29 protein-coding genes are annotated in these 25,132 nt (G+C 66.8%); 9 read left to right on the forward strand and 20 right to left on the reverse strand.

Annotation, left to right across the window (positions count from 1 at the left end; translation table 11 throughout):
- Positions 1-141 precede the first annotated feature (141 nt).
- Positions 142-1,758: a putative bifunctional diguanylate cyclase/phosphodiesterase gene (locus tag BGP17_RS02530; protein WP_286710904.1), complete on the forward strand. Its 1,617-nt coding sequence runs from the start codon at positions 142-144 to the stop codon at positions 1,756-1,758.
- On the opposite strand, the gene BGP17_RS02535 is transcribed toward BGP17_RS02530, so the two are convergent.
- The 4 genes from BGP17_RS02535 to BGP17_RS02550 all read right to left on the reverse strand — a co-directional run bounded on the left by BGP17_RS02535 (position 1,698) and on the right by BGP17_RS02550 (position 4,775).
- Positions 1,698-2,918 (reverse strand): CCA tRNA nucleotidyltransferase, encoded by a 1,221-nt coding sequence (locus tag BGP17_RS02535; RefSeq protein WP_380926248.1) that lies wholly within the window; start codon positions 2,916-2,918, stop codon positions 1,698-1,700. The two genes, BGP17_RS02530 and BGP17_RS02535, sit on opposite strands and share 61 nt — an antisense overlap.
- A complete protein-coding gene (locus tag BGP17_RS02540; RefSeq protein ID WP_286710905.1) occupies positions 2,906-3,496 on the reverse strand; it encodes a CoA pyrophosphatase in 591 nt (196 codons plus the stop codon). The genes BGP17_RS02535 and BGP17_RS02540 overlap by 13 nt, the downstream gene beginning before the upstream one ends.
- On the reverse strand, positions 3,493-4,059 hold the full coding sequence (locus BGP17_RS02545) for a DUF1285 domain-containing protein (protein ID WP_286710906.1): 567 nt from the start codon (positions 4,057-4,059) through the stop codon (positions 3,493-3,495). The genes BGP17_RS02540 and BGP17_RS02545 overlap by 4 nt, the downstream gene beginning before the upstream one ends.
- 194 nt (positions 4,060-4,253) lie before the next feature.
- Complete coding sequence (locus BGP17_RS02550) at positions 4,254-4,775, reverse strand: GNAT family N-acetyltransferase (protein ID WP_286710907.1); 522 nt, start codon at positions 4,773-4,775, stop codon at positions 4,254-4,256.
- A gap of 193 nt (positions 4,776-4,968) precedes the next feature.
- Between BGP17_RS02550 and BGP17_RS02555 the strand changes: the two genes are divergently transcribed.
- Positions 4,969-5,340 (forward strand): dihydroneopterin aldolase, encoded by a 372-nt coding sequence (locus BGP17_RS02555; protein WP_167299174.1) that lies wholly within the window; start codon positions 4,969-4,971, stop codon positions 5,338-5,340.
- Positions 5,341-5,376: 36 nt separating this feature from the next.
- Here BGP17_RS02555 and BGP17_RS02560 read toward each other — a convergent pair whose 3' ends face one another.
- A complete protein-coding gene (locus BGP17_RS02560) occupies positions 5,377-6,213 on the reverse strand; it encodes a hypothetical protein (RefSeq protein WP_286710908.1) in 837 nt (278 codons plus the stop codon).
- A 231-nt stretch (positions 6,214-6,444) separates the two neighbouring features.
- On the opposite strand from BGP17_RS02560, the gene BGP17_RS02565 reads away from it, so the two are divergent.
- From BGP17_RS02565 to BGP17_RS02585, 5 genes are all read left to right on the forward strand, one after another.
- The gene (locus BGP17_RS02565; RefSeq protein WP_167299173.1) at positions 6,445-7,122 is read left to right on the forward strand and encodes an energy transducer TonB; all 678 of its coding nucleotides are present in this window, start codon (positions 6,445-6,447) and stop codon (positions 7,120-7,122) included.
- A gap of 86 nt (positions 7,123-7,208) precedes the next feature.
- The gene (locus tag BGP17_RS02570; RefSeq protein ID WP_086129974.1) at positions 7,209-7,970 is read left to right on the forward strand and encodes a MotA/TolQ/ExbB proton channel family protein; all 762 of its coding nucleotides are present in this window, start codon (positions 7,209-7,211) and stop codon (positions 7,968-7,970) included.
- A gap of 95 nt (positions 7,971-8,065) precedes the next feature.
- The gene (locus tag BGP17_RS02575; protein WP_286710909.1) at positions 8,066-8,545 is read left to right on the forward strand and encodes an ExbD/TolR family protein; all 480 of its coding nucleotides are present in this window, start codon (positions 8,066-8,068) and stop codon (positions 8,543-8,545) included.
- 31 nt (positions 8,546-8,576) lie between these two features.
- On the forward strand, positions 8,577-8,999 hold the full coding sequence (locus BGP17_RS02580) for an ExbD/TolR family protein (protein WP_086129972.1): 423 nt from the start codon (positions 8,577-8,579) through the stop codon (positions 8,997-8,999).
- Positions 9,000-9,185: 186 nt separating this feature from the next.
- Positions 9,186-9,551 carry a tetratricopeptide repeat protein gene (locus BGP17_RS02585; RefSeq protein ID WP_086129971.1) on the forward strand — a complete coding sequence of 122 codons (366 nt, stop codon included), beginning with the start codon at positions 9,186-9,188 and terminating at the stop codon, positions 9,549-9,551.
- Between the two features lie 94 nt (positions 9,552-9,645).
- On the opposite strand, the gene dcd is transcribed toward BGP17_RS02585, so the two are convergent.
- From dcd to BGP17_RS02605, 4 genes are read right to left on the reverse strand one after another with little or no spacing between them, the layout of a single operon-like run.
- Positions 9,646-10,197, reverse strand: coding sequence for a dCTP deaminase (dcd, locus tag BGP17_RS02590; protein WP_086129970.1), 552 nt, complete (start codon positions 10,195-10,197; stop codon positions 9,646-9,648).
- 57 nt (positions 10,198-10,254) lie between these two features.
- The gene (locus BGP17_RS02595; protein WP_167299172.1) at positions 10,255-10,695 is read right to left on the reverse strand and encodes a cytidine deaminase; all 441 of its coding nucleotides are present in this window, start codon (positions 10,693-10,695) and stop codon (positions 10,255-10,257) included.
- Entirely contained in the window at positions 10,692-11,384 is a 693-nt protein-coding gene (locus BGP17_RS02600) for a GH25 family lysozyme (RefSeq protein WP_286710910.1), read from the reverse strand. Before BGP17_RS02600 ends, BGP17_RS02595 begins: the two co-directional genes overlap by 4 nt.
- Before the next feature lie 4 nt (positions 11,385-11,388).
- Complete coding sequence (locus tag BGP17_RS02605) at positions 11,389-11,871, reverse strand: UPF0262 family protein (protein WP_167299170.1); 483 nt, start codon at positions 11,869-11,871, stop codon at positions 11,389-11,391.
- Between the two features lie 81 nt (positions 11,872-11,952).
- Here BGP17_RS02605 and BGP17_RS02610 point away from each other — a divergent pair, with 81 nt between their 5' ends.
- Entirely contained in the window at positions 11,953-13,446 is a 1,494-nt protein-coding gene (locus BGP17_RS02610) for a replicative DNA helicase (protein ID WP_167299169.1), read from the forward strand.
- A gap of 97 nt (positions 13,447-13,543) precedes the next feature.
- Positions 13,544-16,015, forward strand: a complete 2,472-nt coding sequence (locus tag BGP17_RS02615) for an ATP-binding protein (protein WP_286710911.1) — start codon at positions 13,544-13,546, stop codon at positions 16,013-16,015.
- Here the strand turns inward: BGP17_RS02615 and BGP17_RS02620 are convergent.
- From BGP17_RS02620 to astD, 11 genes are all read right to left on the reverse strand, one after another.
- Positions 15,999-16,223 carry a hypothetical protein gene (locus BGP17_RS02620; protein ID WP_286710912.1) on the reverse strand — a complete coding sequence of 75 codons (225 nt, stop codon included), beginning with the start codon at positions 16,221-16,223 and terminating at the stop codon, positions 15,999-16,001. The genes BGP17_RS02615 and BGP17_RS02620 overlap by 17 nt on opposite strands.
- A 61-nt stretch (positions 16,224-16,284) precedes the next feature.
- A complete protein-coding gene (locus BGP17_RS02625; protein WP_286710913.1) occupies positions 16,285-17,061 on the reverse strand; it encodes a phosphoadenylyl-sulfate reductase in 777 nt (258 codons plus the stop codon).
- Entirely contained in the window at positions 17,054-17,479 is a 426-nt protein-coding gene (locus BGP17_RS02630) for a DUF934 domain-containing protein (RefSeq protein WP_286710914.1), read from the reverse strand. The genes BGP17_RS02625 and BGP17_RS02630 overlap by 8 nt, the downstream gene beginning before the upstream one ends.
- Entirely contained in the window at positions 17,472-19,103 is a 1,632-nt protein-coding gene (locus BGP17_RS02635; protein ID WP_286710915.1) for a nitrite/sulfite reductase, read from the reverse strand. The genes BGP17_RS02630 and BGP17_RS02635 overlap by 8 nt, the downstream gene beginning before the upstream one ends.
- 150 nt (positions 19,104-19,253) lie before the next feature.
- On the reverse strand, positions 19,254-19,550 hold the full coding sequence (locus BGP17_RS02640) for a DUF2849 domain-containing protein (protein WP_086129961.1): 297 nt from the start codon (positions 19,548-19,550) through the stop codon (positions 19,254-19,256).
- Positions 19,547-20,332 (reverse strand): uroporphyrinogen-III C-methyltransferase, encoded by a 786-nt coding sequence (cobA, locus tag BGP17_RS02645; RefSeq protein WP_167299164.1) that lies wholly within the window; start codon positions 20,330-20,332, stop codon positions 19,547-19,549. Before cobA ends, BGP17_RS02640 begins: the two co-directional genes overlap by 4 nt.
- Before the next feature lie 84 nt (positions 20,333-20,416).
- Complete coding sequence (locus tag BGP17_RS02650; RefSeq protein WP_167299163.1) at positions 20,417-20,836, reverse strand: hypothetical protein; 420 nt, start codon at positions 20,834-20,836, stop codon at positions 20,417-20,419.
- Between the two features lie 162 nt (positions 20,837-20,998).
- A complete protein-coding gene (locus BGP17_RS02655) occupies positions 20,999-22,315 on the reverse strand; it encodes a glycoside hydrolase 5 family protein (RefSeq protein WP_286710916.1) in 1,317 nt (438 codons plus the stop codon).
- A gap of 151 nt (positions 22,316-22,466) precedes the next feature.
- Positions 22,467-22,745 (reverse strand): TFIIB-type zinc ribbon-containing protein, encoded by a 279-nt coding sequence (locus tag BGP17_RS02660; RefSeq protein WP_167299161.1) that lies wholly within the window; start codon positions 22,743-22,745, stop codon positions 22,467-22,469.
- A 2-nt stretch (positions 22,746-22,747) separates the two neighbouring features.
- Complete coding sequence (locus tag BGP17_RS02665; RefSeq protein ID WP_286710917.1) at positions 22,748-23,458, reverse strand: Bax inhibitor-1/YccA family protein; 711 nt, start codon at positions 23,456-23,458, stop codon at positions 22,748-22,750.
- A gap of 223 nt (positions 23,459-23,681) precedes the next feature.
- Positions 23,682-25,097 (reverse strand): succinylglutamate-semialdehyde dehydrogenase, encoded by a 1,416-nt coding sequence (astD, locus tag BGP17_RS02670; RefSeq protein WP_167299159.1) that lies wholly within the window; start codon positions 25,095-25,097, stop codon positions 23,682-23,684.
- Positions 25,098-25,132: the final 35 nt, after the last annotated feature.

Here is a 25,132-nt window from a genome sequence, read left to right on the forward strand (position 1 = left end):
TGTTTCAGGCGGTCTTAACCAATCGGGGCTAGGCCGGAGGCGATGGTTTTCGCCAGGACGAAGAAAAGCCGTGTCGCGGCTCCGCTGCCCTTGCCGCAGCCGGCGGATTCGTTTGCCTTCGGTCCGGGCGCTTCCGCGATGATGCTCGACATGCTGCCGGTGCCGGCCGCGATCATCGAGCTGCAGGAGCACGGCTTCGTCTTCGATGCGGTGAACCGGCCCTTCCGGCTCGCCGGGCTCGGCACCGTCGCCGGCGAATCGCCGCTCATTCGCCTGCTTGGCCCGCGCCTGCGCCGCTTCATCGAATCGAGCGAAATCCAGTGCGAGATCAGCTGGCAGTTCGGCGACGAAGTCGATGCCCGCCACTTCCGGGTGATGCTCGCCAAGCGCGCCGACCGCCGGGCCTTTCCGCGGTGCATGGTCACGTTGGTCGACCATACTTCGGAACTGCGCACGGAATACAGCCTCCGCCGGGAAATGGCGACCGACAGCCTCACCGGCCTGCCCAATCGCGCCGGATTCTCGGATGCGCTGGAGCACGCGATCACCACGGAGAATGCGCGGGACTTCGCGGTGCTCGTGGTCAATCTCGACCGGTTCAGCCGCGTCAACGCCTGTATGGGCGGCCTGGCGGGCGACGAGTTGCTGATCACGGTGGCGCGCCGTTTGAAGGGTGCGCTGCGCAGCCGCGACACGCTGGCCCGGATGGGCGGCGACGAGTTCGGCGTGCTGCTCACGCTCGACGAGGGGCCGGGCGATGCGCTGCACGTGGCCAAGCGCATCCAGGCGGCGCTGGCCAACCCGTTTCGCCTCTCGGACTTCGAGATCCGGGTGGACTGCTCGATCGGCATCGCCCTGGGCGCCGACAATGACGGCGATCCCGAGGACCTGGTGCGCAACGCCCAGTTCGCGGTGAAGCGGGCGAAGAAGAGCGGTCGTACCGAGATGTACCAGACCCACACCTTCGACATCGCCCGGGAACAGTTCGGCATCGAGACCGAACTGCGTCGGGCGATCGAAAACGGGCAGATGACGCTCTGCTACCAGCCGATCTGCGACCTCGCGACCGGCAAGATCACGTCGTTCGAGGCGCTGGCCCGCTGGACCACCGAAGATGGGGTGCGCCTATCGCCCAACGATTTCATTCCGGTCGCCGAGGAATCGGGCCTGATCATTCCGCTAGGCCGCTGGGCCATGGAGGAAGCGGCGCAGACCATCGCGGCCTGGGACCGCGCCTCGGGCGGCGATTGCGACATCAAGGTGGCGGTCAACCTGTCCGCGATCCAGCTGCAGCGCGATCATATCCCCGCCATGGTCAGGGGCGCGCTCGAGCGGCACGGGGTGGACGGCAAACGCCTGACTCTCGAACTCACCGAGAGCGCGATCGTCACCGATCCCGACCGCATCGCCCAGACGATGCACGCCCTCAAGGACATGGGCGCCACGCTGGCGATGGACGATTTCGGCACCGGCTATTCCAATCTCGCCTATCTCCAGAAGCTGCCGATCGACCTGCTCAAGATCGACCGCAGCTTCGTCTCCGGCATGCTGGCCGACCGCGACAAGATCGCGATCGTCCGCGCCATTCTCAGCCTCGCACAGGCGTTGGGCATGCAGACCACCGCCGAGGGCATCGAGACCAACGAGCTCGCCCAGACCCTGGCGGCGCTGGGCTGTACCTATGGCCAGGGCTTTCTCTACTCGCGCGCGCTCGAACGCGACGAGGCCTGGACGCTGCTCGGCGAACCCAAGGCCTGAGCCACCGCTTCGTCGGCAAGGGCCGACACGCGGTCCGCGTCGGGAAAACCCTCGGCGATCCAGGCCTGCTCGACCTGTTTCATCAGCCGCGCCACTTCGGGCCCGGCCTTGATCCCGCGCGCGACGATGGCGCCGCCGCCGAGCGGGAAGCGCGGCGGCTGCCAGTCGCGAACCGCAAGCGCATCGGCGAGCGGACGGTCCGACAGGAGCAGCTGGTCGAGCGCGGCCTCGGCACCGGCGCGATAGGCAAGGGCATGCGGCGTGCCTTGGGGGGCCACCGCGGCGGCGGCGAGGCGCCGGCGCTGGGCATTGGAGAGCTTGAGCCGTGCCGCGACCTGCTCCGCCACCACGGGATCGGCCGGAATCAGCGCGGCGAGGCGGCGGATCGCATCGGGCGCGACATCGGCTGCGGTTTCGCGGGCGGCGATATGGGTGAAGCGCGCCGCCGACACGATCTCGGGCAGCACGGGCGCGAAGATGCCGTGTGCGATCATCAATTCGACCACCCGCACGGCGTCGCGCGCGATGAGCAGCTTCAGCAGCTCGTCGGCGATCCGCTCGCGGCTGAGTGCCATCAGGTCCCTGGAGCGGGCCGTGCAGGCCGCCAGCCCCGCCGGGTCCGCCACGTCGCCGAACCGGGCGAGGAAGCGGAAGAAGCGGAGGATGCGCAGGTGATCCTCCGCGATGCGCTGGAGCGGATCGCCGATGAAGCGGACATGCCGCGCCTCGAGATCGGCCAGGCCGCCGAAATAGTCGAAGATCGCGCCGGTCGCCGGATCGGCATAGAGCGCATTGATCGTGAAGTCGCGGCGGGCGGCATCCTCGCGCCAATCGTCGGTGAAGGCGACGGTGGCGCGGCGCCCGTCGGTCGAGACGTCGCGGCGCAACGTGGTGACTTCGACCGGGCCGCTCTCCAGCACCGCGGTGATGGTGCCGTGGCCGATGCCGGTAGGAACGGCGCGGATGCCGGCGCCCTTGAGCAGCTCGACCACGCGTTCGGGCGCGAGCGGCGTGGCGACGTCGAGATCCGAGACGGGGATGTCGAGCAGGGTATCGCGCACCGATCCGCCGACGAAGCGCACGTCGGCAAGCACCTCGACCAGCTGCGCCAGCCCGGCGCGATGGCGCCATTCGGCGTCGGGAAGGGTCATACCGCCCATTGCAGCCGCCTCGACAGATTGACCAGCATCGCAGCCGTCGCCCCCCAGATCCGGCGATCCTGCCAGAGTATCTCGTAATAATGTCGCTCGCGGCCCTGATATTCGGTCACCTGTTCGCGCTGGTTGGCGGCATCGAGCAGGAAATCGAGCGGCACCTCGAAGACGCTGGCTACTTCGGCCTCGGACGGCGTGAGCTGCAGGTCGGGCGGGACCACGCCGATCACCGGCGTGACGACATAGTTGGTGACGGTACGGTAGCTGTCGGCGACGCCGACCACATCGACGATAGCGGGCGGCAGCGCGATCTCCTCCTGTGCCTCGCGCAGCGCCGCGCCGATCGGGCCGTCGTCGCCCGGATCGATGCGGCCGCCGGGAAAGGCGACCTGGCCGGCGTGGCGGCGCAGCGTCTCGGTGCGCTGGGTGAGGATCACGCCAGGGACGCGGCGATCGGTGACTGCGATCAGCACCGCGGCGGGATTGCCCTGCACCGCGGGGTCGAAGTCGTAATGGTCGCCCGGCAGCAGCAGCGGCGAGTGATCGGCCGCAAGCGCGGCCCGCAGGCGATCGGCCAGGCTCATGCACCGGGCTCCAGCGCGAAGAAGCTGCCGTTGCTCCATATGCCGGGGGGCGTGCTCCCATTGGCCAGGGCGAGCTCGGCCAGTTCGTAATAGACGCTGCGCGCGACCAGCGCCTCGATCCCGCCGCGGACATGGAGATAGGGACGAGGGCCGTCCTCGCGCTCCTCGAAGCGCAGGCCGCGATCGGGGCCGGCGGCGACCAGTTCGCCGGTGTTCAGGCGGAAGGCGAGCTTCATGCCCGGGCCTTCGCCCTCGCGCTTCATCTCGACTGCGACGAACGGCGCGTCTTCAACGTCGATATCCAGCTTTTCGACGGGCGTGACGAGGACGAAACGCCCATCGGCTTCGCGGCGCAGGATTGTCGAGAACAGCCGCACCATCGGCATGCGGCCGATCGGCGAGCCCTGGTGGAACCAGGTGCCGTCGCGGGCGATGCGCATGTCGCTGTGCCCGCAATGCGCCGGGTTCCAGCTGTCGACCGGCGGCAGCCGGTTCTCCTGGGCCAGGCGTGCGATCTCGGCGAGCGAGAGGCTGGCGAAGTCGGGTGGAGGCGGGGGAGGCATCGATTCGCTTCAGCCGGCAGGGCGGACGGGGCCGCGGAAGTTTACGAAACATACGCCGCAAAGGCCCCGTTTCCCGCATGCCCGACGATCCGGGGAGCGAAGGGCATGAAGGCGGCGTGGCGGACGATCAGCCATGCCGGGGACCCAAGCAGACAAAGGTCTGTTTTGGAAGCCCCGGAAGCGACACTCAACGCTTAGGCGGCACGTCGAAGACGGGCCCCGACCATGCCCGGGCCCGCCGGTACGCCGGCGCCGCGCGCGAGCAGGCGGCGGGGCTCGAACGGGCCGGGCAGGCGCCAGCCGCCGGTCCTTTCCGCAGTGAAATCGAAGAAACGGCCATAATATTCGGGGTCGCCGACCAGCATCAGCGCATCGGCGCCGGGAAGCGGCGAGCCTTCCGCAGCTTCGAGCATCCGCTCCATCAGCATGCGGCCGATGCCGCCCTGCTGGCGATCGGGCTGGACCGCGACGGGCCCCACCATCACCATCGGCGCGCTGCCGCCGCCGTCGCATTCGAGCGCGACCGGCCAGCACTGGATCGTGCCGATCAGGCTGCCATCGTCCGCCACCGCGGCGAAGCTGAGTTCGGGAATCTCGGAAGTGCCCAGGCGGACCCGGTACGCAGTGCGCGCGCGTCGGCCCGGACCAAAAGCACGGTCGAGCAGAGTCTCGACGGCCTGAGGGTCCATGGTCTCGAGCGGCAGCAATGCGATCACTTCATATATTCCCTTCGTAACGCCCCGAGATCGAACTCGGGGCCGCGCGAGATAGCGCCGATCGGCGCTTTCGCAATACTGAATATATCTGCACCGCATGTTGCGCCGCACGCACGCGCGGAGGGGCGGGGTTTCGCGGGCGCGCGCATCTGCTATTGGGCGCGGCCTGTCCTCCCTGAAAGGCCCAGGCCACTTGTCCGATTCCCTCCAGCTCCAGGTGCATGACCTGGAAGTCGAAGTCCTCACCGGCGTCTATTCGGAAGAGACGCACCTGCCGCAGCCGCTGCGCATCTCGGTAACGGTGGACATCGCCATGCCCGAGCGCTTCGAACCCGACACGCCGCTCAAGGCTTCGAAGAACTATATGGACGTGAAGCACGCGGCGACCGACGCGCTGCCCAAGGACGTGCACTTCACGCTGGTCGAGGCCGTGGCCGAACATATCTGCGACACGCTGTTCGTCGGCGATGCGCGGGTCCGGCGGGTCGAGGTGCGCATCGTCAAGCTCGCCATTGCCGAGCAGGGCGAATCGATCGGCATCACGCTGGTGCGCGACCGGAAATAGCCGTCGCCCCGGCCCTTGCCGGGGCGACGCTCGAATTCAGGCGCAAGGCCCCAGCGAGCGCAGGACGAATTGATAGTCCTCGCGCGCCTTCGCGGCGTTCTGGGGATCATCCGACTCGACGCTCTCGGCCGGCAGGCTGCGCGGCAGACCGCAGGCGAGACGGTACCAGAGGAAGCTGTTCGCGCTCGGCGCGCCCGCCGATTCGTCGACAATGTCCCCCAATGAAACACTCCAGCGCGCCGCCTCGCCCGGACGGCGGAGTATCTGGAGCGATACGGGCGCGCCGCTCGCGGTCTGCAGGAAGACCTGGGTCTCGCCCTCGCCGGGCAGCGAACCGGGCACGTGGAAGGCATTGCCGACGCCGGTGATCGCGGGGGGCGCGTCGGCTGCAAGCGCGTCCTTGGTGATCGCGCGAATCTGGGCATCCAGCTCGGGCAACCAGTTCATCTGGCTCTGCAATCCGGTGAGCTGCACCATGCCGGCGCGGCCGGGGACGGGGCGGGCGAACAGGAGCACGCGCAGCTTGGCGAGCTTGGGCGGCTTGCCCTTGGCATTGAGCGGAACATCGGCCGTGTAGGTGATGCGCGTAGCCATGGCCTGGTTGCCCCGAATCAGGGCGGAAACATCGGCTTCGACCAGGAAACGGGCCGCGCCGGCGGCCAGACCGGGCGATTCTTCGGGCTTCAGCCGGTCGGCCTTGCGGATGTGCGCGTCAATGATCAGCGGGGCCGTGGTCACTTGCCGCGCCAAGGTGGCGTAGCTGGGTAAAACGGCGGCGGTTTGTGCCTGCGTTTGCTGGGGCTTAGCGGCTGCACCTAAGGGTGCACCGAGCGCAATCGCGCAAGAAAACATGGCTGGAAAGGTGCGGTTCATATCGTTCGGATTACCGGATTGTGCCACGGCTATACAGAAATAATTCTGCCGTTGGGCGACCGTACGCCCTGATTGTCCGACAAAGGGTTTGCGTCCACCCGGTGCGCGCGATAGAGACTCGCCCGCTGCCGATCATGACGCATATAGCGCACGGCGGGCAGGCTTGTGCACGGGTCGCAGAATCCCGCCGCACGGGGTTGCATGTCAGGATTAGAGGAGTGACGTTGCCGGATGTCTTACGCTGACCGTAATACAAGTGGCAGTCGCGTCATCGCGATCATACTGGTCGCGATCATCGTGGCTGGCATGGGGTACGCCTTCGTCACGGGCCTTGCATATCAATATATCAAGAAGCAGGCGGAGAAGCTGAACACGTTCGACGTGGAAGAGCCGCCGCCCCCGCCCGAGGAAGTGCCGCCGCCGCCGCCGCCGCCGGATACTCCGGTGCCGCCGCCGCCCACCCAGATCGTCGTGCCGCCGGCCGCGGTTCCGGTGCCTACCCAGGCGCCGCCGATCCCGACCACGTCGATCATCCCGCCGCCGCCGCCGATCACGCCGCCGGCTCCGCCTGCGCAGCCGGCTCCTCCGCCGCCGCCGCCGGCTCCGCCGCGGATCGCCAAGAAGCTCACGCCGCGTGGCTCGCCGCAGGGCTGGGTGACGGACGACGACTATCCTGCCGCGGCGCTGCGCGCTGAGCAGGCCGGTACCGTCCGCTTCCGCCTCGACGTGGACGCGACGGGCAAGGTGACCAACTGCACCGTGACGGGTTCGAGCGGCGTGTCCGTTCTCGACAGCACGGCTTGCTCGCTGCTCAAGCGCCGCGCCCGGTTCAATCCGGCCGAGGACGAGAGCGGGAACAAGATCCCTGCACCCTATAACGGCAGCTTCACCTGGAAGATCCCGAGCTAGCCCGTGTGTTTCACCGGCGCGCTCCCCGCGGGGCGCGTCGGGCGATTGGATAAAAAGCGCTATTTAGTTAGAGGAAAGAACCGACAATGCTCACGACCATTCTCGCCGCCGCGGCGCCCAAGGAAAATCCGTACGGCCTGATTCCGGCGCTCCGTGAGGGCGGCCTGATCTCGCAGACGGTGTTCGGCATCCTGGTGCTGATGCTGTTCTTCTCGCTCTACATCCTGTTCACCAAGCTGTTCGAGCAGCAGAAGATCCTCAACCAGGCCAAGCGCGTCCGCGCCGGCTTCTGGAACGCCAACAGCCTGCGCGAAGGCGCGGCGAAGCTCGAGAAGAACTCGGCCTATCGCCAGCTGGTCGACGACGGCCTGGCCGCCCAGGAGCAGCACTCGAAGCTGACCGATCCGGTCGAGGCGCATGACTGGCTGCACGGCTCGCTCGCCCGCTCGGAGGACCTGATCAACTCGCAGCTGAAGAGCGGCCTGTCGTTCCTCGCCACCGTGGGTTCGACCGCGCCGTTCATCGGTCTGTTCGGTACCGTTATCGGCATCATCCGCGCGCTCGTGAAGATCGGTGCCGCTGGCCAGGCGTCGATCGACGCGGTCGCCGGTCCGGTCGGTGAAGCGCTGATCATGACCGCCGTCGGTCTCGCCGTCGCCGTGCCGGCCGTGCTCGCCTTCAACTGGCTGCAGGCCCGCAACAAGAAGATCTCGGAGAGCCTGAACGCGTTCTCGAACGATCTGCTCGGCTATCTCGCTTCGGACGGCCGCGTCCGTCCGGCCGCCGCCAAGGCTGCTCCCGCCAAGGCCGCTCCGGCCGCGACGACCAGCACCGCGCCGCGCGCCTAAGCGATCTGGAATATGCGGGCCGCGCATTCCCCGGGATGCGCGGTCCGGCTCCGGCTTCGGCCGGAGCTTGGATTAGAAGGATAGGATAGCGCGCAATGGCGATGAGCGTAGGCGGGGGCGGTGAAGACGCTCCCATGTCGGACATCAATACCACGCCGCTCGTCGACGTGATGCTGGTGCTCCTCATCATCTTCCTGATCACGGTTCCGGTCGTGATCCAGACGGTGAAGCTGGAGCTCCCCAAGGTTCAGTTCGAGCCGACGACCACCAAGCCCGAGAACGTCTCGCTCTCGGTCACGGCCAATGGCGGCAAGTGCGAAGTGTTCTGGGGCATGACCCCGGTGACGAGCAAGGAACTGGTCGACAAGGCGGTCGAGAAGCTGAAGAAGGAAATCGACAAGCAGGGCGGCATCAACGCTGCCGGCCTCGAGCTTCCCGAAGTGCACATCCGCGGCGACGTGAACACGCCCTACCGCTGCATCGGCGGCACGATCTTCGCCATGCAGATGGCGGGTTTCGTCAAGGTCGGCTTCATTTCCGAACCGCCCGCCGGCTCGGCCACGGTCCGTCTCTGACGGCCTGCTCAAAGGAGTTTAGACTATGGGTATGAGCGTGGGCGGCGGCGGTGACGACGGCCCGATGATGGAAATCAACACGACGCCGCTGATCGACGTCATGTTGGTGCTCCTGATCATGATCATCATGACGATCCCGATTCAGACGCACGCGGTGAAGGTCGACCTTCCGCAGTCGAACAGCAAGCCGCAGAACATCGTCGAGCCGGAGAAGAACAAGGTCTATATCGATGCGCAGGGCCAGGTTTACTGGAACAGCGCGCCGATCGACGACGTGACGCTGCGCCAGTATCTGGATCAGACGCTGCAGATGTCGCCGGAGCCGGAGCTGCACTTCCAGCCCGACCCGCAGACGCGTTACGAAGTCGTCGACCGGGTTCTCGCGATCATCAAGCGTGCGAACGTGAACAAGCTCGGCTTCGTCGGCAACGAGCAGTATCGCAACGATTTCTGATCCGCCGCCCCAGCGGGGCCGGATTTGAGACAAGGGAAGGCGGTCCTTCGGGGCCGCCTTTCTTTTTTGCTCCGGAGCCCGGACGCATGCGACAAGTGGCTTGTATGCCTGACGCGGAAGTGTAACACTAATGACTTCAAAGAGTCACAAAACTGTCTTTGTGGCGTAATAGAAGGAGTAGGAGTTATGCGCATCGCGCTCATTGTCCTTGCCGCCGCCCCGTTCGCGCTCGCCGCGCTTCCGGCGCAGGCCCAGCGTGGCAACGGGGATCCTGTCGCCAGTGCCGCGATCTTCGACGGCAATTTCTCGAAGGCCGAGCAGCAGCTCAACAGCCGGCTTCGCCTCGATCCCGACCAGCCCGAACTGCTGCTCAATCTAGCCGCGGTCTATGCGCAGACCGGACGCACGTCCGAAGCGCGGGCGCTCTATCTGCGCGTGCTCGAGCAGCGCGACTTCGAGATGGACCTCTCGGCGGACCGCGTGTCGACTTCGCATGCGATCGCCAACAAGGGGCTTCAATATATCCGCACGCTCCAGCTGAGCGCGCGCTGAGCCCATTTCCCGCCGCCTGGCTGCGTGATGCGCGGCCGGCGGCCAACAAGCGGCGCCGCCCCATCGCGGCGCCGATTTCATTTTCGGGAAAGCCCTAGAGCCGCGGCAGCGTGACGCCGCGCTGGCCCATATATTTGCCCGCGCGATCGGCATAGCTGGTCTCGCAGGGCTGATCGCCCTTGAGGAACAGGAACTGGCACGCGCCCTCGTTCGCATAGATCTTGGCGGGGAGCGGCGTGGTGTTCGAGAATTCGAGCGTGACGTGCCCCTCCCATTCGGGCTCGAGCGGCGTCACGTTCACGATGATCCCGCAGCGCGCATAGGTCGACTTGCCGAGGCAGATGACCAGGGTATCGCGCGGGATGCGGAAATATTCGACGGTGCGGGCCAGCGCAAAGCTGTTGGGCGGGATGATGCAGACGTCGGTCTTGCGATCGACGAAGCTGTTCGCCGCGAAATCCTTGGGATCGACCACCGCCGAATCGACATTGGTGAAGATCTTGAACTCGTCGGCGACGCGCGCGTCATAGCCATAGGAGCTGAGGCCGTAGCTGATGCAGCCCTCGCGGCGCTGCGCCTCGACAAAGGGCTCGATCATCCCGGTGGAGAGGGCCTGTTCGCGAATCCAGCGGTCTGAAAGGATCATGGCGCCGGTTTTGCCGGAAGCGCGCGACAGGGCAAGTCCCCGTCGCGCCGGCCCGGCTCAGACCATGCCGAGGTCGCGCGGCCCGAATGCGGCGGGGAGCAGCTGCGAGAGCGTGTACGCGGCGATCTCGTCGCCCGCGGCACCACCGCAGAATACCGGCAGGTCGTGGCCGCCGAGCTGCGCGGCTTCGTTGATGATCTGGCGGCAGCGACCGCACGGGCTCACCGGCGCGGTGTCCGCATGGCCCATCCGGCCGCCGATCACGCCGATCGCGACGACCTCCGCCAGGCGCCCCTCGCTGCTCGTCTTGGCCAGCGCCACCGTCTCGGCGCAGAGCGACAGGCCGTAGCTCGCATTCTCGAAATTGGCGCCGGTCACCATGGTCCCGTCCGAGAGCAGCACCGCGGCGCCGACCGCGAAATTGGAATAGGGGGCATAGGCATGTTTCGACGCCGCGCGCGCGGCCTCGATCAGCGCCCTGGGGTTCACTTCGCTCATTTCGCCATCACGTCCCAATTGACCGGTGCGCCGATGCCTTCGATGCGGCGGTGGCGCGATGCCTGCCATATCGACCATGGCCGCACGAAATACGAGGGGGGGAAGAAGGCCTGGCGGGCCCAGAGCAGGCGCGGAAAGGCATCGCCGAGGCGATATTGGCTCTCGAAGCGGCTCGAGACCATCAGGATCGCAGGCTTGCCGATATGCGTCTCGACATCGTGGAGGAAGCGCCCCAGCTCGCCGAGCACGACCTGGCGCTCGGGCCGGGCCGGGCAATCGGGCTGGAAATCGATTTCCACCGCGGGCGGCAGCTGATCGCCCGAACGCGGCACCGTCGTCATGAAATTGCCTGCCTGGTCGGCGGCGAGTCGGCACAGCGAATAGACGTGAAGCGCCCCGCGGCGGATACCGGCCTCGAACGTCCAGCGCCAGTTTTCCGGGAAGCGCAGGTCGCGTGCATCGGCGCCGGTGGTGGCACGGATATAGGCGAAGTCGATACCGGCCTTCTTGGCGGTCCACCATTCGATCGGCCCGGCTTCTTCGGACACGTCGACCCCTTGCACGGGGAAATCGCCGGGCGAGGGGCGCCAGCGCGAGGCGAACAGCCATGCGCTCCAGCCGAGCAGGCCCAGAAGGATCAGCCCCGGCACGACGAAGCGCAGCCGGCGCGCGAGAACGCGGAGGTGCACCTGTCTAGCCCTTGATGTGAAGCACGCAGATCAGCGTGAACAGGCGGCGGGCAGTGTCGAAATCCACCTCGATCTTGCCTTCCAGCCGTTCCTTGAGCAGCGACGCCGCGTCGTTGTGGATGCCGCGCCGCGCCATGTCGACGGTCTCGATCTGAGCGGGCGTGGCGTTGCGAATCGCGGCATAATAGCTGTCGCAGATGGCGAAGTAATCGCGGATCGGGCGCCGAAAGGCAGCGAGGCCGAGAATCAGCGCCTCCTGCAGGGCGCCGTCCTTGCGCTTGATCTCCAGCGCCAGGCGCCCCTCCTGCACGGCGAGGTGGAGCTTGTAGGGGCCGGCATAGCCGTCCGCCTGCGGGCGCTGCGGCGCGAAGCTGTTCTCCTCGAGCAGGTCGAAGATCGCGATCCGGCGTTCCTGCTCGATGTCCGCCGAGCGCCAAAGGATAGTGCGTTCGTCGAGCGTCACGTCTATGATGCGCGGATCGGCCATGACCGGCTCCTATCCGGTCATGCCCGTTATCCACAAGCACGCAACGTTGATGCCGCCGGACGAGCGCGTCACAGGAGAGTCATGGCGCAGCCTATCCCCCTTCCGATTCCCGATTCTCCCGAGGGCCTGAGCCTGCCTGCGAACGTGGAGGCGGAGGCGGCGCTGCTCGGCGCGATGATGATCGACAACCGAGTCGCGGAAGATGTTCTCCAGAAGCTGCGGCCCGAGCATTTCTTCGAGCCGCTGCACGGCCGGATCTACGACGCGATCGCGACGCTGGTGGGCGACAACCGGCTGGCCACCCCGGTGACGCTCAAGCCGCTGTTCGCGGCCGACGCGGCGATGAAGGAGCTGGGCGGCCCGGCCTATCTGGCGCAGCTGACCGGCAATCCGGCCAGCCTGATCGGTGCGCGTGCGTTCGCGGACCAGGTCTACGATCTCGCCATGCTGCGCGCGCTGGTGGGCGTCGGCCGGGCGCTCGTCGACAATGCGCTCGACACCAGCCAGGAGATCAATCCGGCCAAGCAGATCGAGCAGGCCGAGCTCAAGCTCTATGAAGTCGCGGAAAAGGGCGGCGAGGATACCGGCGCCAAGAGCTTCACCCGCGCCGCGACGGTGGCGGTGCGCCATACCGAGCGGGCGATGAACTCGGGCGGCAGCGTTTCGGGCATCACTTCGGGCCTGACCGACTTCAACGCGATGACCGGCGGCCTCAACCGATCGGACCTGCTGATCCTCGCCGGGCGCCCGGGCATGGGCAAGACCTCGCTCGCCACCAACATGGCGTTCAATGCGGCCAAGCGCTATCTCGACGACATGGAGGCCGGCATCCCCGAGGAGAAGTCGATCGGTGCGCCGGTCGCATTCTTCAGCCTCGAAATGTCGGCCGATCAGCTGGCGCTGCGTATTCTGTCCGAACAGTCGGAAGTCAGTTCGGAAAAGCTGCGCACGGGCAATATCTCCGGCCCCGAGTTCATGAAGTTCGCACGCGCGGCAGGCGATCTGGAGCGGCTGCCGCTCTATATCGACGACACGCCCGGCCTCACCATCGCCGCGCTGCGCACCCGGGCGCGGCGGCTGAAGCGCCAGCACAAGATCGGTTTCGTGGTGGTCGACTATCTCCAGCTGCTCACCGGCTCGGCCAAGGCATCGGGCGACGGGCGCGTGCAGGAAATCTCGGAGATCAGCCGCGGCCTGAAGACGCTGGCCAAGGAACTGCACGTGCCGGTGCTCGCGCTCTCCCAGCTCAGCCGTGCGGTGGAAAGCCGCGAGGACAAGCGGCCGCAGCTTTCGGACCTGCGCGAATCGGGCTCGATCGAGCAGGACGCCGATATCGTGCTGTTCGTGTACCGCGACGAATATTATCACGACTTCAAGGCGCCCAAGGCCCCCGACGGCAACTCGACGCCCGACGAGATCGCCAAATACCAGGCCTGGCACGACCATCAGCTCCAGGTGGCGAACAAGGCGAGCGTGATCATCGCCAAGCAGCGCCACGGCGCCACCGGCACGGTCGACCTGCGCTTCGATCGCCAGTTCACCAAGTTCAGCGACCTGGCACCCGGCGGCTATTGACGCTTTCGTTCGCGCGACGAAACAAAATCGGGCAAGATGCGTCCTAGCAACGCGAAGCCGACGGGCAGCGCGGAAAGGAGGGCGGCGATCCGGCCTGATGACGGAGGAGCGGCAAGATCGCGAGCGGCTGCGGCTGCAAGCGCTGGAGGCATATGAGATCCTCGATACGCCGCGCGAGCCGGCGTTCGATGAGGTCGTGCGGCTGGCGGCCGACATTTGCGAGGCGCCGATCGCGCTGGTGAGCTTCGTCGGCAACGACCGGCTGTTCTTCAAGGCGGCGCATGGCGTGGACCTGCTCGGCATGGATCGCGATATGTCGTTCTGCGAGAGCGCGCTGCTCCAGGACGAGCTGATGCTCGTGCCCGACGCCTCGCAGGATCCGCGCTTCGCCCAAACGCCGCTGGTGGCTGGCGATTCGCACATCCGCTTCTATGCGGGTGCCCAGTTGCGCACCGCCGAGGGGCTGCCGATCGGAACCTTGTGCGTGCTCGATGCCAAGCCCCGTGGCCTCGACGACCTCCAGCGCCGCACGCTCGAAGTGCTCGGGCATCAGGTGATGCACCAGCTCAACCTCCGGCGCGAGCTCAAGCTGCGCGACGAGAGCGACCTGCGCTACCGCACGCTGTTCGACACCATGGGCGAGGGATTCTGCATCATCGAGTTCCTCGACGGACCGCACGGGCCGATGAGCGACTATGTCCATGTCGAGGCCAACGCCGCCTATGCGTTGCATGCGGGCATACCCGATGTGGTGGGGCAGCGGCTGCGGGAAATGGTGTCGGACGAGGCGGACGACTGGATCGCGCGCTATGGCGACGTGCTGCGCACGGGCAATCCGATCCGCTTCGAGCGCGAGCTGGAGGCGACCGGGCGCTATCTTTCGCTATCGGCCTTCCGGATCGAACCGCCCAGCCGCAGGCAGGTTGCGGTGCTGTTCCAGGACGTGACCGGGCGGCGCCGGGCGGAGAGGGACCTGCTTGCGCTCAACCGCACGCTGGAAGCGCGCGTGGCCGAGGCGCTGGCCGAACGCGCGGTACTTGCCGATATCGTCAACGGCAGCGAAGCCTTTGTCCAGGTGGTCGACATGGAAGGGCGCTGGGTTGCGGTGAACAACGCGGCGATGGTCGAGTTCGAGAGGATCTTCGGGGTGCAGCCGCAGATCGGCGCGCGGCAGGTCGATCTGCTCGAGGGCCATGCGCACCAGGACAAGGTGCGCGGCGTATGGGAGCGCGCGCTGGCCGAGGACGGCTATTCGAACATCGTCGAATATGAAGCGCCCGACGGTGCGCTCCATTTCTACGAGCAGCGCTTCAGCTCGCTGCGCGATGCCGAGGGGCGCAAGATCGGCGCCTTTTCCTTCGTCTACGATGTGAGCGAACGGCTGCGCGAGCAGGAGCGGCTCCGCCACGCCGAGGAGGCGCTGCGCCAGGCGCAGAAGATGGAGGCGGTGGGCCAGCTCACCGGCGGGATCGCGCACGATTTCAACAATCTGCTCGCCGGCATATCGGGGGCGTTCGAGATGATCGGGACGCGGCTGTCGCAGGGGCGCGGCCGCGAGGTGGAGAAATATCTTGCGGCGGGCCAGGGGGCGACCCGGCGCGCCGCGGCGTTGACGCATCGGCTGCTCGCATTTTCGCGGCGCCAGACGCTTTCGCCCAAGGCAGTGGTGATCAACCGGCTGCTCTCCGACCTGGTCGAGCTGGTGCGCCGCACCGTGGGGCCGGCGATCGAAGTGGAGACGGTGGCGGCAGGAGGGCTCTGGCCCACCCTGGTGGACGCCAACCAGCTCGAGAACGCGATCCTGAACCTCTGCATCAACGCACGTGACGCGATGCCGGGCGGCGGCAAGATCACCATCGAGACGGGCAATAAGTGGCTCGACCACCGCACCGCGCGCGAGCGGGGGCTGGAGCCGGGCCAATATGTCGCAGTCTGCGTGAGCGACACCGGCACGGGCATCGCGAAGGAGATACTCGACCGGGTATTCGATCCCTTCTTCACCACCAAGCCGCTGGGCGAGGGGACGGGCCTGGGCCTGTCGATGGTCTATGGCTTCGCGCGGCAGAGCCATGGCCAGGTCCGGATCTATTCCGAGCTGGGCCAGGGGACGATGGTGTGCGTCTACCTGCCGCGCTATCCGGGCGACGAAGACGAGCCGGGGCTGGCGCCGGGCAGCGTTGCGGCGCCTGCCAGCCATGAAGGCGAGATCGTGCTCGTGGTCGACGACGAGCCGACGGTGCGGATGCTGATCGTGGATGCGCTGGGCGAGCTCGGTTATTCCTGCCTGGAAGCGGCAGACGGTCCGGCGGGCCTCAAGCTGCTGGAGAGTGCCGAACGGATCGACCTGCTGATCACCGATGTCGGCTTGCCGGGCGGGCTCAACGGGCGACAGGTGGCGGACGCGGCGCGGGCGGGGCGACCCGGCCTCAAGGTGCTGTTCATCACCGGCTATGCCGAGAACGCCGTGCTCAACCACGGCCATATCGAGCATGGCATGGAAGTGCTGACCAAGCCCTTCGCGGTCGACGACCTCACCGCCCGCGTCGAGCGGATCATGCGCGAGCGTTAGGCGCGTAGCTTTCGAGATATCCGCAACCGGTGCAGCGCCATGCCCGGATTTTGTGGCGTTCGGTGCCCCCGCGCGTGATATCGGCGAGGAGGCCCACCGGTGCGCCCTCGACCCAGGTGCTGACCACAGAGCCGATCATAAGATGGTCGGCGATATGGCCCTCGCTGAACTGGCTGCCGCATTTCGGGCAATCGCCGGGATTGGTCATCGGATTCCTTCCTGTCGCGGCGGTTCAGCCTAGCGCGGGGAGGGGCGGACGCAATCGGATTTCAGAAGCTCGGCTGGTTGGGGTCGCCATCCTCTACCGGCGTGTGGATGCCGCATTCGGTCTTGTCCCAACCGCGCCAACGGCCCGAGCGCGGATCCTCGCCCGCCTTGACCACGCTGGTGCACGGAGCGCAGCCGATCGAGAGATAGCCTTGCGCCTCCAGCGGGTGGCGGGGCAGGTCGTGCCGTTCGAACCAGGCTTCGATATCCGCCTTGGTCCAGGTGGCCAGCGGGTTGAACTTCAGCCGGTCGCCGTCGAGCTCGAAGCGGGGCAGGGCATTGCGGGTCGATGCCTGGAACGCCTTGCGGCCAGTGATGCTGGTGTCGAAACCCGCCAGGGCCCTTTCCAGCGGTATCACCTTGCGGATCTCGCAGCAGCCGTCCGGATCATAGGACCAGCGCAGGCCGGTGGCGTCGCGCTTCTCGATCGCTTCCGCATCGGGGGCGACGATCCGGAGATCGTTCAGGCCGAGATGGGCCGCGAGCTGGTCGCGATACGCCAGCGTCTCGGGGAAATGCTTGCCGGTATCGAGGAAGATCACCGGGGTATTCGGGTCGGCCTGGGCCACCAGATGCAGCAGCGCCGCGCTCTCGGCGCCGAAGGAGGAGACGAGCGCGGCGTCGCCGAGCATGTGGTTGCCCAGCACCTCGCGCAGCATCTCCGGCGTGTCGGTGCCGCGGAACAGGTTGTTGAGGCGGATCGCGTCCGCCGCGGTCCAGCGCGGGGCGATATCGAGGCGATCGATCTCCCGTTCCAGCTTGCGTGCCGCCTCAGCCATGCCGGCGTTTCCACACCGGCATCGCGGGGTCTGCGGCGGCCTGGTAGTGATATTCGTACCGGGCGAGGCTGGCGGCGAGCACAGCTTCGTCGACCGGCGCCTCGGGCGCGAAGCTGTCGAAGCCGCAGCGGCGCATCAGCGGAATCTGATCGACCAGCACGTCGCCCTGCGCGCGCAGCTCGCCCGTATAGCCCGCCTCGCGCAGGATGCGGCCGGTGGAATAGCCGCGGCCGTCGCGGAACTTGGGAAAGCTCACTTCAACCAGGGCGAGGCGATCGAGATGGGGCAGGAGCGCGCGCGCATCCTCGCCCGCCTCGATGCGGACGGCGGTGGCGTTGGACTGGCCGAGGAAGCCGTCGAGCGTGACCGCGGGTTCCTCATGCGCCTCGTCGGTACGGTAACGCAGCAGGTCACCCATAGATCGCCTCCTTGAACGGGGCCATGCCGAGGCGACGATAGGTGTCGAGGAAGCGCTCGCCTTCGTCCCGCTCGCGCAGATAGACGTCGGTGGCCCTTTCGATCGCGTCGACGATGCCGTCCTCGCTGAAGCCGGGACCGGTGATCGTGCCGAGCGAGACGTCCTCCGCGCCCGAGCCGCCCAGCAGCAGCTGATAGTTCTCCACGCCCTTACGGTCGACGCCGAGGATGCCGATATGGCCGGCGTGATGATGGCCGCAGGCGTTGATGCAGCCGCTGATCTTGAGCTTCAGCTCGCCCAGTTCGCGCTGGCGGCCGATATCCGAGAAGCGGGTGGCGATCTTCTGCGCAAGTGGGATCGAGCGGGCATTGGCCAGCGAGCAATAGTCCAGGCCCGGGCAGGCGATGATGTCGCTGATCAGGTCGAGATTGGCCTCGGCCAGCCCGGCGTCGCGCAGCTGCTGCCAGACCGTGTGGAGATCGGCCTTGCGGACATGCGGCAGCACGATGTTCTGGGCATGGGTGACGCGCAGTTCGTCGAAGCTGAACCGCTCGGCGAGATCGGCCATGAGGTCGATCTGGTCGGCGCTGGCGTCGCCCGGGATGCCCCCGATCGGCTTCAGGCTGATCGTCACCACCGCATAGCCGGGCTGCTTGTGCGCCGAGACGTTCTGGTCGAGCCAGACCGCGAAATCGGGGTCGCTGCGGTCGAGCTCGTCCGCCGCGCGCGCATCATAGGCGGGCGGGGCGAAATGGGCGGCGATGCGGTCGAACTCGGCCTGGGGCGGATCGATGCCCAGCGCCTTCACGGCCCGGAACTCCTCCTCGACCTCGGCGGCGTATTGCTCCGCGCCCAGCTCATGGATCAGGATCTTGATCCGCGCCTTGTACATGTTGTCCCGCCGGCCATAGCGATTGTAGACGCGCAGGCACGCCTCGAGATAGCTGACGAAATCGTCGAAGGGCACGAAATCCTTGATCAGCGGCGCGATCATCGGGGTGCGCCCCATGCCGCCGCCGACATAGACCTCGGCGCCCAGCCGGCCGTCGCGCTCGACGATCCGCAGGCCGATATCGTGCAGGCGCATCGCCGCGCGGTCTTCCTCGGCAGCGATCACCGCGATCTTGAACTTGCGCGGCAAATAGCTGAATTCCGGGTGGAAACTGCTCCACTGGCGCAACAGCTCCGCCCAGGGGCGCGGATCGGTCAACTCGTCCGCGGCGGCGCCGGCGAACTGGTCCGACGAAATGTTGCGGATGCAATTGCCGCTCGTCTGGATGGCATGCATCTCGACCGTGGCGAGATCGGCGAGGATATCCGGCGCGTCCTCGAGCTTGATCCAGTTGTACTGCAGGTTCTGGCGCGTGGTGAAGTGACCATAGCCGCGATCATATTTGCGGGCGATGTGCGCCAGCATGTGCATCTGGCGGCTGTCGAGCGTGCCATAGGGCACCGCGACGCGCAGCATATAGGCGTGGAGCTGGAGATAGAGGCCGTTCATCAGCCGCAGCGGCTTGAACTGGTCCTCGGTGATCTGGCCGGCGAGGCGGCGCTGCACCTGGTCGCGGAACTCCTCGACGCGGGATGCGACGATGGAATGGTCGTATTCGTCGTATTTGTACATGTTAATTCCTCCCCGGAACGGGAAGGGGGACCATGCGAAACATGGTGGAGGGGGCCCGCCACGCATGTCTCGCCTGGGGCAGGGCCCCCTCCACCACTCGCGGCGCGAGCGGTTCTCCTCCCCGTTCCGGGGAGGAGCTGAAAATCGCGCTCATATTACCCAGCTTCCGGCATTCGGATCCGCCGGCTTGAGGGTCAGGTCCGGGCGGACAGTGGGGCCGAGCGCGCGGATGCGGTCCTTGATGTGCGCGGGGCGCGGACCCTCGGGCGTCGCGGTGGCGTCGATCACATAGGGGCCGTTGACGCGTCGCGCGCCTTCCTCGGCATGCGCGATCGCCTCGCCCTGGTCGCCGACATCGACGGCATCCTCCACATGGCGCGACCAGCCGGTGCCGGTCCACCAGGTGACGTCTCCGGTGGGGAGGTCGTTTCCGGTGAGCAGCTTCATGCCAGCGCCTCCGCCGCGTTTGCCCAGTTGGCGAGCTTGTCCTCGGCGTCGGCGAGCATCACGACCTCGCCGACGATGATGATCGCGGGACTCCGCACCTTCTCGCGCGCGACCATCGGGCCGAGATCGGCGAGCAGCGTGCGCATGGCGCGGCTGCCCTCCAGCGTCCCGCGCTCGAGCACGGCGACGGGCATGTCGGGCGAGACGCCGTCGTTCATCAGCTTCTCGGAGATGTCCGGGCAGGTGGCGACGCCCATATAGATCACCAGCGTGCGGCCCTTGCCCGCCAGCCCGGACCAGTCCTGCGCGCTCAGGCCCTTGCACTGGCCGGCGACGAAGCTGACCGCGCTCGACCAGTCGCGATGGGTGAGGGGCAGGTGGACCTCGGCGGCCGCGCCCAGCGCCGCGGAGATGCCCGGGATGACTTCGACGGGCAGGCCGGCGGCGCGCACGGCTTCGACTTCCTCGCCGCCGCGGCCGAAGATGAACGGGTCCCCCCCCTTCAGGCGGACGACGATCGCGCCGGTCTTCACATGCGCGACGATCAGGGCGTTGATCGCATCCTGTGGCAGGGTGTGCTTCGAGCGCGACTTGGCGACCGAGATGCGGTGCGCCTGGGGCGCTAGGTCGAGCACGCGGGGATCGACCAGCCCGTCATGGACGAGCACATCGGCCTGGCCCAGCGCTTCGACGGCGCGCACGGTGAGCAGGCCCGGATCACCCGGGCCGGCGCCGACAAGGATCACGCGCCCGCGCGCGGTAGGATCGAGGAGCGTTGCCATTTGCGGCAAATGGCCCCCGCAGACGTTCGCGACAACCGAGGCTTGATTGGGGCCGGGCTAGCGAAACTATCCCGGCCCCCGGAATCAGCCGACGTTCGGCCCCGTCGGGATATATTGCGCGACGATCGGCGGCACGGCGATCGCCATGCCGAAGTTGAACCTGTTGTAGGTGGGCATATCCGGCACCCACATCTTGTGGGACAGGGTGACTAGATAGATCCGGCCGCCGTCGTTGATGAGGACGGACCCGTTGGTCAACGGTTCGCCGGAGGGGGCATTGTCCACCAGATAATCGTTCACCGAAATGCCGTCCCAATTGCGGAAGAGCTGGACGTAGGTTTGGGGATTCGGAATTATCCGGAGAATTCCGTTCAGCATAAGGTAAATATTAGGTCCACTGGATCCCTTCACGCGCTGACCGTCATATTTCCTCCAATCGACAACATCCGAGAATCCTTGCGATACTTCCTTGATGTCGGCTGATTTCTCGAGAACTAGCTCCATGTGAAATCTCCATATATTTCATGAAACTCGCAATATGCGAGGGTTCATACAGGAAGTGCCGGTCATTGGCGGCATGCGACTGTGAGATATACTATATTCAACTTTCGTTTTTCGGGAATTTATCGGGTCCGAAATGGCTTTGACGCGCCGATCTTGCGCGATCTAGTCGCCATGCGTTGCCGCGAGCGCATGGGCATGCGCCTGGATCGCGGCCCGCGTAGTCGCGTCGCCGTCGAACACGCCGTACCAGCCCTGCGGTTCGTGCGGCGGATCGCCGAGCCAGGCGGTGTCGCCGGGGCGGAAGCGGTGATCGCCGTGCGCGGGCCGGCCCTCGCCGTTCCAGGCCCAGAAGTTCGAGCCCGTGATCGGCCCGCCAGCCCTCGCGCTGGCTTCGACCGCATCGTAGATCAGCTTGTAATACAGATCCCGGAACCGCGTCGCCGACTCCGGGTCATAGCCGCCGCCGTCGCGCGGATAGCCGAACTCCTCGATCACCAGCGGCTTGCCCAGCTCGGTGGCCAGCGCGATGTGGCGGGCGATATATTCGCGTACCCTGGCGAAGCTCGCCTCGTTGGTGCCGGCCAGGTTCCCGGCATCGACCCAGCCCCAGTTGAGCGGCCAGATATGCGCCGTCAGATAGTCGATCTCGGGGAAGCCATGGGCGGCCCTGTAGATATCGGCGCGCTCGATCGAGCCCATCAAGCCCTCGCTCCCCGTCGAGACGAGATGCCGCGGCGCAAGCGACTTGATCAGCCTGGCTGTCCCCTGGATCCAGCCATAATAGGCCGAAAGCAGCGGTTCGGCCGCCTTGGCGCTGCCGCCGGGGCGCGGCTCGTTGGCGAGTTGCCAGGCCATGATCGCCGGATCGCCGGCATGGCGCTCCACCGTGGCGCGGACATAGTCGCGATACAGGCCCACCGCCTCGGCATTGGCATAGAATTGCGCGGCCATGTCCGGGAATGCCGGCCACGGGTGCGCGGGATCGTTCATGTCGAGATACTTGCCGCCATTCGCCCAGCTGAGATAGGTCATCATTCCGCCCGACCATTCCCAGAAATTGGTGAGGTAGAGCACCGCCTTCATGTCGCGCCGGGCGAGTTCCGAGAGCGCGAAGGCCAGGCCTTCGACCAGTGCCGGGTTCCAGGCGCTGCCCCGGGTGCGGAAGGCGGGCTTCACCGAATTCCGGAGCGGCGAATCCTCGGCCGAAGCGGCGATGCGCAGGTTGCGGACGCCCATCGCGGCAAGGGCATCGAGTTCGCGGCGCAGGCGATCGCGATTGCCCCAGGGGGCATCGGCGCCCAGCCAGGCGGCGTACCACATATTCGCGCCGACGAAGCGATGGGGCTTGCCGCCGAGGAACAGGCCCGTGCCCCGGCGCGTGACGAAATCGCCGGGCGAGGCAGCGGCGACGGGGAGGGGCAGCGCGGTGCCGGCCAGCGCGGCGGCACCCGATCCGAGCACGGACCTGCGGGTGAACATGGTCTTCCTCCCCTGTTAGCGGTCACATCATAGCCGCAACGGCGCGGGGAGGAAGTGAGTGACGGGGCGCGACCCTCGCAGGTGAGAGAGGGGGAAGGGCCGCGCCGCCGTCTGCCCGCGTGTAATGCGCCTGCACGCGGGCGGGAACGGATCAGTCGAACAGGTCCTCGAGGAACGATTTGCGGCGCTTCTGCGGATAGTGGCTGCCGCCATGGCCATAGCCGTGGCCGCGCTCGTCATGGCGGGGCCGTTCCTCGCGATATTGGGGCGGCGGGGCCGCGGCCGGGGCAGCGCTGCGCTCGATGATCTTGTCGAGCTCGCCGCGATCGAGCCACACGCCGCGGCAGCTGGGGCAATGGTCGATCTCGATCCCCGAGCGCTCGACCGGCACCAGCACGGTGCCGTCGACGGGGCAGGTGAAGCTGGCCATGGTTACTCCTCTCGCTGGCCCATCAGGCCGAGCAGCAGCTGGAACATGTTGATCAGGTTCAGATAGAGCGACAGCGCGCCCATGATCGCGAGCTTGTCGGCCGCTTCGCTGCGGCCGTAATGGGCATATTCGCTCTTCAGGCGCTGCGTGTCCCAGGCGGTGAGTCCGGCGAACACCACGACGCCGACGACCGAAAGCAGCATCTGCAGCATCGACGAGCCGAGGAAGACGTTGACGATGCTCGCCAGCACCACCGCGATCAGGCCGACGAACAGGAAGGTGCCCATGCCGGTCAGGTCGCGCTTGGTCGAATAGCCGAACAGGCTGAGCGCCAGGAACATCGCGGCGGCGGCGAAGAAGGCCATGGCGATGCTCTGGCCGGTGAAGACCAGGAAGATGCTCGCCATCGACACGCCCATCACGCCGGCAAAGGCGAAGAAGGCCGTGCGCGCGCCGGCGACGCTCATCCGCTCGATGCGGAACTGGAAGAAGAAGATGAAGGCGAGCGGCGCGAACATGGCGACCCATTTGAGCGGGGTGCCGAAGATCAGCGCGACCAGCGCCGGCGTGTTCGCCACGGCAAGCGCGACGAGGCCGGTGATCGCCAGACCGATCCCCATGTTGCGGTAGATGCCCAGCATGTGCTGGCGCAGCCCCTCGTCGAAGCGCGCGGCGGCGGCGCCGGTGCGGGGGATCTGGTAGAGAGGGTTCACGTGTGAAAACTCCAATCGAAGCAAGGCATTCGATCGAGCGCCACTCGGTCCGGTCTCGGTGGGGAAGGGGGACTGGCCGTCCGAAACCTGCACCGAGCGCGCTCGATGCGGTCCGACATCACGAGGGCTTGTAGAAGCCCTCGCCAGAGGGGCCCGGTCCGCAGAGCACAATCTAGGCGGCGGTCATGTCCGCTTCAATAACGCTGCTGTAACAAAGTATTGCTCAGGCGTCGCGCAGGCCCACGCCCATCGAGGCACGGGCGGAGTCGCTTTCCGACGAGACCACCGGATAGGCGCAATAATCGGCTGCGTAATAGGCGCTGGGCCGGTGATTGCCCGACCAGCCGACGCCGCCGAAGGGCGCGGCGGAGGAAGCGCCGTTGGTCGGCCGGTTCCAGTTGACGATGCCGGCGCGGATGTTCGCCCAGAACTGGTCGTAGAGCTTGGGATTCTGCGCGACCAGGCTGGCCGACAGGCCGTAGCGCGTGTCGTTCGCCTCGGCGATCGCCTCCTCGAAGCTGTTCACCCGGAAGACCTGGAGGATCGGGCCGAACAGCTCGACGTCCACCTTCTCGTTCGCGCCGGTCATGTCGATCACGCCGGGCGTGAGGAACGGGCGGCCCTCGATCGGGCGCTCCATGTGGCGGATCGGACGGCCGCCCATGGTGAGCAGCGCCAGGAAGCTCTCGGTGAGCATGTCGGCCGCGTCATTGTCGATCACCGGGCCCATGAAGGGAGCGGGGTCGGCATGCGGTTCGCCGATGATCAGCCGGCCGATCAGCTTGTTCAGCTCGGCCATCAGCGGCTCGTGGAGCTTCTCGTCGACGATCAGGCGGCGGGCGGCGGTGCAGCGCTGGCCAGCCGTGGTGAAAGCCGACTGCACGACGAGGACGGCGGCCGAATAGAGATCGGGCGTATCCCACACCACGATCGGATTATTGCCGCCCATCTCCAGCGCGAGGATCTTCTCGGGCTTGGTGGCGAACTGGCGGTTGAGGGCGATCCCGGTATTGGCCGAACCGGTGAACAGCAGCCCGTCGATGTCCGGATGGCCGGCCAGCGCCTTGCCTTCGTCCGGGCCGCCGATCAGCAGGCGGATGCAGCCCTCGGGAATGCCGGCGGCGCGGTAGCAATCGACCAGGAAGGCGCCCGAGGCGGGGGTCTTCTCCGAGGGCTTGAACACCACGGCGTTGCCGGCGAGCAGCGCGGGGACGATGTGGCCGTTCGGCAGGTGGACGGGAAAGTTATACGGGCCCAGCACCGCCAGCACGCCATGCGGCTTGTGGCGCAGCGCCAGGCGCGTGTTCATCGGCGCGTCGATGCGGCGTTGGCCGGTGCGCTCGGAAAAGGCCGTGATCGAGATGTCGACCTTGGAGATCACCGTCTCGATCTCGCTGCGCGCCTCCCAGAGCGGCTTGCCGGTCTCGCGGGCGAGCAGATCGGTGAAGGCGTCCGCCTTCTGCCGCACGACATTGGCGAAGCGGCGCAGCGCCTCGATGCGATAGGCGAGCGGATGTGCGGCCCATGCGGCCCAGCTCTGGCGCGCGGACGCGACTTCCCTGTCGGCGTCTCCGCGGGCCTGGCGCCAGAGAACGGCGCCGGTGGCGGGTTCGGTCGAGATGATTTCCGTGCCGGGCATTCGATGTCGGGGGATGCACTTTCAGGAAGGATCAA

Origin of the sequence: Sphingomonas sp. 67-41 (assembly GCF_001899725.1) — a bacterium.
Taxonomy (GTDB): domain Bacteria; phylum Pseudomonadota; class Alphaproteobacteria; order Sphingomonadales; family Sphingomonadaceae; genus Sphingomonas; species Sphingomonas leidyi.